We start from the raw sequence: 12,875 nt of genomic DNA on the forward strand, positions 1-12,875 counted from the left end.
GCGTCTTGGGTTGCTTGGTGGAATGCTGGTCGGTTGCATCAGGGTCTTGGTTATCGGACTCCGCAGGAGGTGGTTGATGGTGCTTTAGTGGTCTTATAATTGTCGGAACTAAAGCCAGTACATATCAGTTTCTTGAAGGGTCTGCTCTGCAATCGTCTTGAATTTTTGCTTTTCTTCTTCAGCGATAGGTGATGTATCGATATCTGTGAGAACTTGTGCAAGTCCCTGCGCGAACTCCTCAAATCCAGTAGCAACATTCTCTTGATGTTCGCTAGTTTGAGTAATATTTTGAGAACCCCACGCAATCTGCGTTCGATTACCGTAGTTGGTAACAACTGGAGCATGGTAGTTGTTAACGATAGTCGGAGCAGAGTCAGGCTTCTGACTTTTGTCTTGTCCTGATACTTCTAAATACCCTTGAACAGGGATGGAGACTGGGGTCTTGTCGAATTCACGCTGGAGATTACGAGTGAGTTTCTCAACCGCAGATTTATTGATCTTAAAGTTAGCTGGCACTTTTATATCATCTTTCTACAGATAGCTCGCTGACTAGAAACCGTTTGATTCAAGAACCCCAGCAAAATCTGATAACCCCACCTTGCGTAACCCCTGGAGGTAATGGCTATGAGTAATCTGAGGATTTTTCATATCTTTCACAATCTCCTCAGCAATGCTCTTGATTTTGGGGGGATTCAGATCAAACTGATCGCACAGAAAATCATCAGGATGTACTACACCAATGTCATATGGATCTAAGGCACTTTGGGGGAAATCTTTCAGATTAAAGGTCACGATCAAATCCGCGTTAGCTCGAACAGCGGCCGCTAAAACATGCCGGTCTTTAGGGTGATTGCACATCTGAGGAACCAACGACTCATACCCAAGAACTTCAGCATCGGGGAAATGCCGACGCATGTTGCCTACACGCTTTTGGGCTTGAGGAGCAGTGAGATTAAGACTTGTCTGCAAGTTTCGTTCTACCTCATCTAAAATATTCTGCGACCATAAGGGCCTGTACTCTTTAGCATCAGCTATGCGCAGGAGCAAATCACAGGTTGCCATAGGCAACAGAACGCAGGCATCTAAAACAACAGGGAACCCAGACATCAGGATTCCTCAGTAAAGGGGCGGGTGTCGAAACTCGCAGGGGTATCAAAGTAGCTACCCTCTGTTGCTGATTCGTGTGTTTGTTCTTTGAGGAAGGCTTTACGTTTTGCCCGTAGATTTTCTTCGTAGTGGATAAGGTCGGTGAGAAGTACTCGCCGGTGGCGGCCGACCAAGGTGAAGGGAATAGCTCCAGCTTCAAGGGCTTTGATGAGGGTAGGCCGGGAGATTTGGAGGTAGTCAGCTGCTTGCTGGGTAGTGAGTTTGGTGTTGGTAGGGATGATGGATACAGCTTGGTTGCGTGTTAGTGCATCAACGATAGCAGTGAGAGTTTCGTAGATAGGGAAGGGAATGACTTGTTTTTTACCGTCTGGAGATAGAAGTGCTGGTGGGGTTCGCTCGATCCCGCTGGGGGCGCGGTGGAGGAAGGCTGAAAGAAGTTCGAGGTCTGCTTCGTTGAAGGTTGATGGCTCGAGGGTGGAACGTTGGTTTTGCTGAGTAGTGGTCATATCCCTACTGTAGCATTATTCGAAATATTCGAAATGTTTTAGCTGAAGATACGTACACTGTTGCCTACACCAGCGTCTCAATTTACGGTAAGGTCCCACTTTGCTCTTTGTAGAGATAAGCGGCCGCAGCGCAAAAGCTCATGCCGACTGGTCGCTAGGTCCATCTAATAGAGCTTTCACTGGAGCAAAACTGTCTTCAGAAGGGTTTTGCACCAGGTGGCAGCGCTACCGAAGCCCAAGAATCATCTACTGCGAGTACGTCATAGAGCACTGACTGGAAAGAAGATGCAGTAGAGTAGTGGCCAAGAGATTTGTTAAATAACGAAAGCCCCTCCTGCCGGAGGGGCTTTCCGTAAGAATATGGGATGTCACGTTCCGCCAAGAATGATTGACACCCGGTTAGGAAACAACTAATGCGAGTGAAACACAGAAGGAGTCTCTGTGTATAGCTTACCAGCACCACACAGGGGTAGCGCAAGAGCACGGGCCAACGCCACACCCTTTGAACTCATCAAAGCCCGCCCCACAGGCACCTACTCACCAGAAAACGCCTTGCCATGGCTGAAATACGTGAGAGAGAAATATTTTTCTACGCTCTCAGCGACCACCACAAAAACAGCCCAAAAAATCGTTCACTACATCGCCTACCGCTACCGACTCGGTGAATACACAGCCCAATTCACCTACCACGAGATAGCCTCTCACATCGGAAAATGCACCAAAACCATCCAACGCTACATCCACCAACTCATCACAAAGGGCTTAATCGCTGTAGTGCGCCCTGGCAAGTCCGCAGCCCACTCTCAGACCCAGGCTAACGAAGCGCCCATCTACACCTTGCTTCTACCTGCTGTTAAAAATGTCCACCCCTTAAAAACTTTTAAGAAATCTATTAAGTCCTTAAAGGACAGCAGCAAAAATTTTCCTCTGACAGCGGTGGTTAAGTCTGCTGCTGACCGTTGGGCAGCGACTGAACGGCTCAAGAAAGAGGTGTTGGATCTACGGAAGGTACCTACTGTGCTTCTTGTGAAGCACCTGAGTAAGATTTTTGCCGCTGGGTGGTGTGTACAAGATGTCATTCGAGCTTTAGAAGAGGATTCTGAGGGGATTGTTTACCAAACACGTGGTGCCGGTGGTATGCGCTCAATCTTGGCTTGGCTGCATATTAGGGTCAATGCCTGGAAGTGCGATGATGGTTCTTTGCCTTCTTCTCCTACTCGTATTCGGCGTGAACAGGCTGAGGTTGAACGTGAGCGTCTGATTGCGCAGCAGAAGCAGATTCTTGAGGAGATGAATAGGCCGAAGGTTGTGCCTGTGCGGGGTCTGAGCCAGGTTCGGTTGATGCGTGAGTATTTGAAGGTGAAGAAGTTTAAGGGGGTAGCGGAGGCTGCACGGCTATACCCTGAGCAGGCTCAGCTAGCTGAGAGCTAATAGAAGGTAGTTAAGCTATCTGGGTTTGATGCTCTAAGGAACGGTGGCTTGTTGCTCATCGTGTGCAACGTAGTTCCTATAATGCTTTTGACAAGCGCAAATGTAAAAACACATAAACATAAATCTGTATAACTGTACTTACAGTAAACTGTAAAAACAGCTATACTGATATACATGACCTACTACATTGGCATACTCAACAGCAAAGGCGGCGTGGGAAAAACAACCACAGCCATACACCTAGCCCAAGCCCTAGCCCCCCAATACTCAGTAGAGCTTTGGGATGCTGATCCTCAAGGATCAGCAACAGACTGGGCCTACATCACCGAAGAAAACGGGAACCCGCTACCCTTTAGCGTCGCCTCAGTAAACCACCGCGAAATTACCCGCAAAACAAGTACCGCCGACTTCGTTCTCATTGACACCCCACCGGGAAACAGTCAAGTTCTTGACGCGGCCGCTAACCGCAGCGCTATGCTCATCATCCCCACCAAACCAGCAAGTCTTGATATGGCACGAGTTTGGGCCACCCTTGATTCCATCCCACCAACCCTGCCAGCTATCGTACTGCTCACCCACGCAAACCCCAGAACAATCAGCTACCACCAAGCCCTAGAAGCCTTGAATGACGCTAAGATCGCTGTTTTCGATACCCCTATCAAGACCCTAGAGGCTATTAAGAACAACGCCAATACCTACCCTAAAGACCTGGCAGGTTATGAGCAGGTCGCTGCTGAACTACTGAATCTAATTGGAGAGTAAAACATGAGTGAGAAGAAGAATTTAATGACCCGTGCGGCTGTGCCTGCTTCGGTGGCTAAGGCTGATTTTAAGAAGTCTTTCGCGGCAGGAAATCCTGTGCTGAAGAAGCAGCTGACGATTAAGTTGGATGAGGAGCGGCATCGGAAGTTGAAGACCTATGCGAGTCAGAATGGAACCACAATTACAGAGCTGATTAGTGTTTATATTGACAATCTATAAATATGTAAAGCCATCTATCTGTATATACAGATAGATGGCTTATTGCTGTTTTCAGTATGCGGCATGAGGTTGCTGACATGATTCATTACTGATCCTACTCTTGGAGATAGGGTGGGATCAGCAATGCTACCGTACTTAGCAGGGGAGGGAAGCTGCCTCAGATGCTCCTGCTTTCTTTATTCAGAGTCAACCTCTAGGAAACAAGTCGTCGTAGGTTAACAAAACCTGTTCTACAGTTTCGTCACCGAGGCGTATCAAAGTAGTGTCTCCTGCCGGAATCCACCGCCGACCCTCACCACCACCATGCTCTCTGCCCAAACATGAGCATACGCACTCGAAGCCCCTAGCCTTTTGGCAACGCGTGTCACATTTTTCGTTAGTTCTATAGTGTAGTTCCAGAAGAACTTCACCTTCCCTACGAACAATTGCCTCTATCACTGGTTGTAGATGAGGGCGGGCAATTTCCCAATGGCCATAGCCAGTTTCCTGAGGTGCATGAGCTATCCATATAGGCCGAATACGCCTCTGAAGTGAATCCTTAAACCATTGTCTGTTAGACACGGCCGGATTACGGTTTTTGGGAAGCCCTCTTACCTCAATCCGCCCTTGAACAGGACGAATAATCTTAGTGACCATAGTCCTGCGCCCCCGGCTCTTTAGCTAAAGCCTCAGCAAGCTTTTCCCGTGAGTAAAATGAGAAATCACGTTCAAGCATCTGCTTGAAATCCTGCAAAATCAACTCATTCTCACGCGCAGCTTCCTGCACGACGGCGATGACAGTCTTACGCCCACGCTGATACCTTTCCTGCTTCGAGAGGTTCTTTTTAGAGGGGCGTAAAATTTTTCCGTCATTCAGAACAACACTGTGCTGCCGTTGAGCATAGGTAAGAACACCCTTTTGATAGAACCCCCCGTAATCAAGAACAACAGAAGCGCGTGCCCAGTTGCGGGGAACAAGAAGCAAAGGGTGATTGTCGGCTACAGGAAGAAGAAATTCCTTCTCCATCCAGGTTTTAGTCTGGGAGTCCCATACGTTTCGATGAATAGCTTCTATCTTATGGTTTCCGCTAGTAAGTTGAGGGTATTCAGCGAGCATCTTCTGAGTAAAAAGAGCTAAAGGCTCGAAGATGATACGAGTAGTAAGGTCTGATGTCACATCTGCCCCTACTCCATCAACAAAAACCGGCAACTCCTCTAACATGTGAAAGATTCCCACGTTCAGCAGCCCCTGCGCATCGGTACGCAGACTATTCCAAATCTCAGTACCTTTCTGTAAGGCGGCACCTTTACCTTGGTACCCTTCCTTAGACATCCCGAGACGGGTTTCGCTAGGTTCGTTGAAAGTTTGAAGGAGTCTTTCTCCCCTTAGCTGATCTCCAGCTCTCGTAGAGATTGCACAGGCTGCAACGGTTTCAAAGAAGCTTTTCATACAAGCTACGGCGCTCTCGCCATAGTCAGAGGGGTGCCTTTTGGCTTCTTGGCGAATTGCAAAAGGGTCCAGATAGAGAAGATTATCTCGGTCTACATGGACGTTGAGGAAAAGAGGATCTTCCTCTGTGATGTTATAGAAATCAGTAACTTGCATATACATCTCCTGAGTGAAGTGATTGATTCGTCAGGCAGGGTTGCCTGATAAGGAGATACGAAGGCGGTAAGATTCTAAGTGTTTTCCAGACAACTTTGCGAGCCTTACCTGAACCTTGGGTGGGGCTCGTTTTGTATCTTGAATCGATTTTACCATGGAGATTAACAAGCGCTATTTTTAACTATATATAGTGTTTTTATCTATATGTGGCACTATATGTAGTGGTAATTTGGTTTTCGGGTGCCGCATATCGGAAAGGCGTACGGCGGGCAATCAGCCAGGTAAACGACCTCTGCGCCCTCATAGAGCGGGTTACGGCACTTTGAGGGGGCAAGAGCGTTTACCGCAGGGTCACCGGCGCAGGCACGGCGTAGAAGCTCGGCGGTGTCCCTCGCGAACCGGATAGGGGCTTGGTGGGCTTTACTGGTCAGGGGAACGCCCTCAATGAGCCAGAAAGCTTGTACGCCCTGGGCTGTAAAAACCACGGCGTGAGGGTAGATTTCGCGGGGTAAGTCAAAGACGAAACTGGAGGCGAAAATGTGGTCAATGTCGATGACCAGGGCACGGCAAAATGTTGGGCTGGGCTGGTAAAACTCGTACTTGTGTAGGTCTGCCCGTAGGGTCTTGGTTAGCGGTGCGCTCTTGGTTTCTGAGCAGAGAAAGACCCGCTGGTTGATTGATTGACTGCCTGATTTGTTTGATTTGTGGGTCTTTCATCAACTTCTATCATTGCAGACAATGGTTCACTCTTAAACTTTTTGCAGACAAGGGTCTGACATGCGCAAATAGTTGACACCTAAATCACATTGCGTTATAGTGTAAATCACACATACCTTACCGTGTAAGGAACTCAGATGAAACGAGCACTTTCATCCACCCTGTTGCTGGCAATCACCAGCACTCTAACTATTGGCATGGCAGTACCTGCAGAAGCTGCTGAGCTGTCAAAAAATGAAACAGAACGACAGATTTCCCAATCTCTCGAAGTCCTAGAGACACTCGAAAGCTATGGAAATATTGAAGCCTCCGTGGATTCGTATCCAACCGTGGCCACAGATGGAAATAGCTCTGAGCTCCAAAATGGGAGCGTAGGCCTAAAAACCAATTCAGGAGGAGCTACCTACGTTGAGGGGAAAGTAGCAACAGTAGCTGATGACCATAACATCATCTACGAAAACCTCCAGAGCGGTGATTCACGGGCTGTAATTCAAATCGACTCACCCGATGCACCTACTGCATACTCATTTGAGATGACTGGAGAGTACACCAGCTTAGTAATGCGAGAAGACGGCGGAATTGATGCCCTTGACGCAAACTCAAATATTGTCGCGTCAGTTGATGCCCCCTGGGCCTACGATGCCGATGGTGACGCCGTTCCCACGTATTTCACCATTGACGGAAACACGATTACTCAGGTTGTAGAACATAATGAAAGCTTCGACTACGGAATCGTTGCTGATCCGACGCTTAGGGAACATATCAAAAAAGTAATTGCAGGTTGCCTTGGCGTACAGCCCGGAACTTTTACTGTATGGGGAGTTCTTGAAGCGACCTTCAAAAGCTGGGATAAAGCCGTCAAATTCCTTGTGCGTCGCATTGGCGTACTTGGCGCAGTAACCTGCTTGGGCGGAATTGTATACCAGTACCTATAAATCGATAGGATTCAAAGATGCTTACTTGGTTAGGGATAAAAAGCGAAGCCAAGTCCCCCAAAACTCGACAGTTTTTTAGTGGTGCTTCGAAGAGAACAGTTGTCATAACGCTGGCAAGTGCACTAGCCGTCATGATAGGTGTTCGAGTGAGTTTAGTAGCACTGTTACCTAATGTTGTACTGGAGGACCCGGTGGGGGCAGTGATACCAGGGTTCGTTGGGCTTTTGATGGCCTTGATACTAGTAGGAGTGGTAGAGCGATTGGCTGTAGACCAGAGCTCGTAGCACTCTGATGAAAATCTAGGAATTATACATAACAGCTACTGCATGTAGCCCTTACCCAGTTCAGACACTAGTTCAACAGCTTCTCGTTCTTACAACAGGTCTTTTTCGAAGCATAACCCAATGGACTAAGTACTCTTCATAGGAACCCAGCACGTGAGATTTTTGTTAAATCCACGCGCTGGGCTTCTGTTTTTCAGTTGCAATTCTGCTCCTGATTTCGTCTATAAATCCGCTTCCAGCCCGCCTTGATTCTTTACGCCTTGCACCTAGATTTCCCAGCACTAGACCCGTCCCAGCCGACACCACCCACCAGATGAGGGACGAAGAGGGCGGGTGGTGTCGGCTGGGACGGGTTGTTTTGCCTCAGAATATCAAGGGGCAAGGTGTACAGATATGTTGACGGGTATCTGTACGGGGTTCTTTACGGGTCACAGCCACCCCTTGTTTCCCAAAAATTCACCCGCGCCCGATACCGTGAGAAAAAATCACGAGAGAAAGAAACCCCATCATGAAGATTGAAATCACCTTGTCTGGGTATGTGTGATGTGTACGGCGAACCGGGCTTCTTTGGTTGCGGTCTCGCCTAGCACTGCTAGTCTCGTAGACAAAGCTTAAATTCCTTGTGATGTTTGGAGTCGGTAGATGAGTCGGCCAGCGTTTTTGCCCAGTACGTAGACGCTAAAACAGATGGCAGTGGTTCCGTTGTAGGTTATTGAGCGAAGAGAGCAGACACAGCAGAGGGCTAAGAGTCTTGAACTCAAGACACTTATTTTTCCAAGCACCTCACTACTGTCGAGACTCCTACCCCAAAGAAAGCTGCGAGCTCCCGAAGGCTCCACACTCTGCCAGTCTGAGGATTCACCTCCGAACGCATCCGCACCAATTGCCCCCGCTGAGCAACCGATAACTTCAAAGGCCGACCGGGACCCGCGCCATTACCTCCATTCTTAGCCTTCATTGCAGCAAGTCCTGCCCGGGTGCGTTCAGAGATCAGGTTGGATTCCATCTCGGCTAGTGAAGCGATGATATGGAACATCATCTTTCCTACCGGAGTAGAGGTGTCTATCCCTTCGGTGAGAGAGGAGAAGAAGACTCCTTTGTTTTCGAGTGTTTCGAGCAGTTCTGAAAGTCCTTTGACGTTCCGGCCCAGACGGTCAAGTTTCCAGACGACGAGGGTGTCTCCTGGGCGTAGTGCTTTGAGGCAGGCTTCAAGTTGTGGCCTGGCCATGGTGCGGCCGGTGACTCCGTGGTCTGCGTAGGTTTGGTAGCAGCCTGCTTGGGCGAGGGCTTGTGTTTGGAGGTCGAGGGATTGGTCTGGGGCGGATACTCTGGCGTAGCCGATTTTGGTGGTTGGGTTCATGGTTTGAGGGTATCGAAAAGGTGCCCTAGCGTGTGGGGCTAGGGCACCTTTTCGGTGCAGGTTTTCGGTACGTATTGTTCGGGCGTGTTGGTTACTCGTTATTGCTGTACCGAAACCGTTGTTACCGGCTCGGGCTGGGGAGAAGCTGGAGGCGGCGCAGAGGTCTGTGCGGGTGTTGGGTTCAGCCGCTGGCACAGTGGCTGGTTGGGTTGTTGCGACGAATTCTGTGGTGGCTGGTCGTGGTGGTCTGCCGGTGCGTTTGTTGGAGAAGCCTTCTGAGCAGGAGCAGCGTGTGGCGAGGGTTGCTCGGCGTAGGAATGAACAGGAGCAGCAAAGTGTACGGCAGGTTTCGTGGGGTGTTGGGGCGTCGAGGGAACCACAGATGAGCCGATAACTTCCACGGCATACCAGTAGGCAACGCAAATCATATGCTATGATTTTAGACATAGTGAGGCTTATTCATAAGGGGTTCCGCAGGCCCGCGCCCGTTGCGTCCCTCTCGCTTGGTTTGCTTCGCTCACTAGGCGATTCACACTAGCCGCCGAGCTAGCAGCTTCGCTGTGGGTCTGTTTCACCTACCCTTATGAACAAGCCTCAATCAGATCGGCTATAAAAATACATAAGGAGCAGATTATGCTTACCGGAATTATCGTTAAGAAGTCCGTACCTCAGGTTGCTACTCGTCAGTCTAAGAACAGCTACGCTTCAAACTAGGTAATACTAATGCAGGGAGGGGATAAATTCTTCTCCCTGCATTTTATTTTTTAAAAATTAGATACAGAAATAAAGATGGATACATATTTAGAGTATAAATACATATGTACAGAACTTCAGCTGGAGCCCATAAACAGAGAAGTCTATGAAGAGATTGAAAATTGTATACAGTATACACCTAACGGCTTAAAAGAGATTATAATAGGTGACGAGATATCAGCACTTTACCACTCCCAATCAGCCACAAATCATGATAATTTTATATCTTTTCCAATAGAATTTGAAAGCCCATGTATTTTTTGTGCAGAAACTAAAATTTCCTTAATTGACAAAATATACACAGAAGTAGATAAATGCAAAATTGAAAAATTTAGTCGATATGCAACTTTAGTATCTGTTTTTTCTTTAAAACATAGAATCCCTTTCTCTTATACAGAAAATTTTTCAGAGCAACCTTGGAGTGTAGTCTTCCCTCTCCCTGGATGCCCCCACTGCTCTAAAAAGAAAAAATTTACCTGGAAGGATGCACGAGAAAAGTCTATACTCGAAGTAATAAATAAAAAAACTACATCAGATAACACTTCAGGAATTCGACATCTATCCCCAGTTTCTTTCATTAAGAATAACAGATACGCAATCGGCTATAGTTCAATATTAGCAAATCCTGGACAAGAAAATAATAGAGGTATATTTTTAACAAATAGCTTTATATATACAGGAGAATCTATCGAAAAATTGGAAACTGCCGGAGGAAAAGGATATAGTTCTGAGCAGTCTCTTGCTAGTTGGCTAGGCGAAGGCCTTGAAAGATACTATCTTGATTTAAGGTGTTCTAATGATACCTTCCCCAAAGATCTAAAGGAGAAACAGAAAAATAATATTATAAATAACTTTAAGCTACCAGCAATTATGCCAGGAAGCTTAGAAGAAATTAACCCTTATAAAACGCAGTGGCCATATGCCGAAGTGAAAAGTTTATTTTCAAATAAAACAGAACTTGCTCCAAGATCTTTAATATTTTGCCCAGATGAGGTGCCTGAAAATTATATATCTGCTACTACTTCAAGCACGAATGGTGCTGCATCAGGAAGCAATATCCAAGAAGCTATCATTCAAGGTATACTAGAACTTATTGAACGAGATTCTTTCTGGTTTTATTGCAGAACCGATGCTACACCATTTGCCATACCAAATGAATTTATACCTAATCAAATAAATAATTTGATCTCCTTAGAAAAGGAAGGCAAATTTTTTATACAGTTATTAAAGTCCCCCTTCAATATACATGTAGTACAGACTACCTACATGCGTAATAATGCTAAAACGAATGAGTCTCATACCGCTAGAGGGACAGGTGCCTCACATAGCTTAGAAAAAGCTATTTACAGATCTTTTTCTGAATGTATACAAATATTAGATTCGCTCGATACGGGGGAGTCTATAGATTTAGACGATTTCGATATGAGACGCTTATGGCATTCTGGGGAATCTATCAAAAAGTTCAAAAACTTTTTCACAGATTCACTACCAACCCTTGATAATAAAAATTATCTCGATTTTACGGAACCTTCACTTGGAAACTTATTCTTGGATTCTTATAAACAGGGAATTAAATTCTTCTACTACATTCTACACTCAGATGAAAATATATCTATAGTCAAATCATTAGGTAACGAAATAAATTCTCTCGATAGCGAATTTTACAAAAATTCCAATCGGCTTTACGATTTCTCTTTACTCATAAATAACCCTTTTCGAGAAATTATATATAATGAATCAACTTTTATGTAAAAAAAACATACCATTTTTATATTTGATATTCTCTGTCGCAGGTGTTGGAGCTTTCTCTGCAACGGATAACCTGTATTGGGATTTTTCAGGTTATTCCATCTGGGAAATATCCCTAATGGCATCTCTTTTTAATATAGGTGTTGCCATTGCAGAATTACCCTTCGCAATTTACTTCGATAACTACTCAAATAAAAAATCGCTGCAAATAGCAAATATTCTAAGGATTATTTCTTTTACAATATTTTTTATTGACGGGAATATATACTGGATTTTGTTCGGACAGTTAGTCGCAGGAGTAGGGTATGCAGCTTCAAGCGGATCGTCAGAGGCCCTTATTTTAAATAATATGCCTAGAGATAATGGGTCAGATCGAGTAATGTTTTTGGGTTACTCAAAAATCTATTTTATAACTTCTCTAACTGCTCTTATTTCAGGTGCACTAGGAATAGGTATATACCATATTTATCCGCAGGGCATCTGGGCTCTCGCGATTTCATTTTTTGCACTATCTCTAATCACAATATTTTTTCTAGAGGACAAAGTTACTCAGGAAACACAGGTTCCCCTCAAAGATTTTTTAGTTGGATTAAACGTTGTATTCAAGGAAAAGACTACTTATCTCCTAATCCTTGTAAATTCTGCCGCGGTAGCCCCTTTCATTATATGGCAGATAAAGATAGGAAGGGAGTCCCTTCTTTACCTATTTCTTGGATTTTTCGCAATGAAATTATTTGCAACATTAGCCTCGCCCTTCCTTAGGAGCATCAAAATATCGAAATCAACAGTTTACACGATATGCGTTTATAATATAATTGCAGTAGCATTGTTTTCAATTATTGAACAAACATTATTAGCAGTTCTATTTTTTGGATTCCATGTATTTGGACAAGCAATGATTACTATTTTTTCTTACGGAGAATTTCATTCTAAAATAGAAAATTCGATTAGAGCTTCGGCTTCATCAATTGTTTCTCTACTAGACTCGGCAGTTGTTCTACTAATTGCGCCTTTGGTAGGTTTTCTAGCATCTGAAATAAACATCGGGTCTGCAATCCTCGTATCTTCCATATCTTACCTAATAATATTAATCTATATTTTTTCTATCCGTAAGTACATTGAAATTAAATAATATAGGTCGACGTAATTCGGCGCAAAAATGTGGTCGATGTCGATGACCGGGGCACGACAGAATGTGGGGCTGGGTTGGTAAAACTCGTACTTGAGGCTTATTCAAAAGTCCCACCAGCAGCATAAAACACCAACCCCCACACCACCGCAAACGCCCGCCCATAAAAACCTAACGGACGCCGAAAACCAGAATGCAACACACGCCAGGTTGATATGTACTGGGTTTAGTTCCGACCCCGTACATTGGAAACAAACAAAAAAGAGCAAAGGAACTTCACCCATGCCCACCAAATACCCCCAAGAACTCAAAACAAGAGCCCTACGCCTACTGGCCGA

At 45.6% G+C, this 12,875-nt stretch carries 11 protein-coding genes; 6 read left to right on the forward strand and 5 right to left on the reverse strand.

Annotated features, from left to right (window positions below; all coding sequences use genetic code 11):
• Positions 1 to 108: 108 nt before the first annotated feature.
• From E4U03_RS11490 to E4U03_RS11500, 3 genes are read right to left on the reverse strand one after another with little or no spacing between them, the layout of a single operon-like run.
• Positions 109 to 516 carry a hypothetical protein gene (locus E4U03_RS11490; protein ID WP_135013868.1) on the reverse strand — a complete coding sequence of 136 codons (408 nt, stop codon included), beginning with the start codon at positions 514 to 516 and terminating at the stop codon, positions 109 to 111.
• A 33-nt stretch (positions 517 to 549) separates the two neighbouring features.
• On the reverse strand, positions 550 to 1,107 hold the full coding sequence (locus E4U03_RS11495; RefSeq protein ID WP_135013869.1) for a PIN domain-containing protein: 558 nt from the start codon (positions 1,105 to 1,107) through the stop codon (positions 550 to 552).
• Positions 1,107 to 1,613 carry a helix-turn-helix domain-containing protein gene (locus E4U03_RS11500; protein WP_135013870.1) on the reverse strand — a complete coding sequence of 169 codons (507 nt, stop codon included), beginning with the start codon at positions 1,611 to 1,613 and terminating at the stop codon, positions 1,107 to 1,109. Before E4U03_RS11500 ends, E4U03_RS11495 begins: the two co-directional genes overlap by 1 nt.
• A 441-nt stretch (positions 1,614 to 2,054) precedes the next feature.
• On the opposite strand from E4U03_RS11500, the gene E4U03_RS11505 reads away from it, so the two are divergent.
• From E4U03_RS11505 to E4U03_RS11515, 3 genes are all read left to right on the forward strand, one after another.
• On the forward strand, positions 2,055 to 3,044 hold the full coding sequence (locus tag E4U03_RS11505) for a hypothetical protein (protein WP_135013871.1): 990 nt from the start codon (positions 2,055 to 2,057) through the stop codon (positions 3,042 to 3,044).
• A 174-nt stretch (positions 3,045 to 3,218) separates the two neighbouring features.
• A complete protein-coding gene (locus E4U03_RS11510) occupies positions 3,219 to 3,806 on the forward strand; it encodes a ParA family protein (RefSeq protein ID WP_135013872.1) in 588 nt (195 codons plus the stop codon).
• Between the two features lie 3 nt (positions 3,807 to 3,809).
• On the forward strand, positions 3,810 to 4,025 hold the full coding sequence (locus E4U03_RS11515) for a plasmid partition protein ParG (protein ID WP_135013873.1): 216 nt from the start codon (positions 3,810 to 3,812) through the stop codon (positions 4,023 to 4,025).
• Between the two features lie 625 nt (positions 4,026 to 4,650).
• On the opposite strand, the gene E4U03_RS11520 is transcribed toward E4U03_RS11515, so the two are convergent.
• Entirely contained in the window at positions 4,651 to 5,610 is a 960-nt protein-coding gene (locus E4U03_RS11520) for a hypothetical protein (RefSeq protein WP_135013874.1), read from the reverse strand.
• Positions 5,611 to 6,464: 854 nt separating this feature from the next.
• Here E4U03_RS11520 and E4U03_RS11530 point away from each other — a divergent pair.
• A complete protein-coding gene (locus E4U03_RS11530) occupies positions 6,465 to 7,262 on the forward strand; it encodes a hypothetical protein (protein WP_135013875.1) in 798 nt (265 codons plus the stop codon).
• A 1,050-nt stretch (positions 7,263 to 8,312) separates the two neighbouring features.
• Here the strand turns inward: E4U03_RS11530 and E4U03_RS11535 are convergent.
• Positions 8,313 to 8,906: a recombinase family protein gene (locus E4U03_RS11535; protein ID WP_135013876.1), complete on the reverse strand. Its 594-nt coding sequence runs from the start codon at positions 8,904 to 8,906 to the stop codon at positions 8,313 to 8,315.
• Positions 8,907 to 9,695: 789 nt separating this feature from the next.
• Here E4U03_RS11535 and E4U03_RS11540 point away from each other — a divergent pair.
• Positions 9,696 to 11,411 (forward strand): YcaO-like family protein, encoded by a 1,716-nt coding sequence (locus E4U03_RS11540; RefSeq protein WP_135013877.1) that lies wholly within the window; start codon positions 9,696 to 9,698, stop codon positions 11,409 to 11,411.
• On the forward strand, positions 11,392 to 12,540 hold the full coding sequence (locus tag E4U03_RS11545) for an MFS transporter (RefSeq protein WP_135013878.1): 1,149 nt from the start codon (positions 11,392 to 11,394) through the stop codon (positions 12,538 to 12,540). The genes E4U03_RS11540 and E4U03_RS11545 overlap by 20 nt, the downstream gene beginning before the upstream one ends.
• The last annotated feature ends 335 nt before the right edge of the window (positions 12,541 to 12,875 follow it).

It is taken from the genome of Rothia nasimurium (assembly GCF_004569295.1).
GTDB classification, from domain to species: Bacteria; Actinomycetota; Actinomycetes; order Actinomycetales; family Micrococcaceae; genus Rothia; species Rothia nasimurium_B.

Bases quoted from the DNA above. Each gene is read 5' to 3' on its own strand.
- E4U03_RS11495 (WP_135013869.1), bottom strand. From the start codon at position 1,107: ATGTCTGGGTTCCCTGTTGTTTTAGATGCCTGCGTTCTGTTGCCTATG.
- E4U03_RS11500 (WP_135013870.1), bottom strand. From the start codon at position 1,613: ATGACCACTACTCAGCAAAACCAACGTTCCACCCTCGAGCCATCAACC.
- E4U03_RS11510 (WP_135013872.1), top strand. From the start codon at position 3,219: ATGACCTACTACATTGGCATACTCAACAGCAAAGGCGGCGTGGGAAAA.
- E4U03_RS11515 (WP_135013873.1), top strand. From the start codon at position 3,810: ATGAGTGAGAAGAAGAATTTAATGACCCGTGCGGCTGTGCCTGCTTCG.
- E4U03_RS11520 (WP_135013874.1), bottom strand. From the start codon at position 5,610: ATGCAAGTTACTGATTTCTATAACATCACAGAGGAAGATCCTCTTTTC.
- E4U03_RS11530 (WP_135013875.1), top strand. From the start codon at position 6,465: ATGAAACGAGCACTTTCATCCACCCTGTTGCTGGCAATCACCAGCACT.
- E4U03_RS11535 (WP_135013876.1), bottom strand. From the start codon at position 8,906: ATGAACCCAACCACCAAAATCGGCTACGCCAGAGTATCCGCCCCAGAC.
- E4U03_RS11540 (WP_135013877.1), top strand. From the start codon at position 9,696: ATGGATACATATTTAGAGTATAAATACATATGTACAGAACTTCAGCTG.
- E4U03_RS11545 (WP_135013878.1), top strand. From the start codon at position 11,392: ATGAATCAACTTTTATGTAAAAAAAACATACCATTTTTATATTTGATA.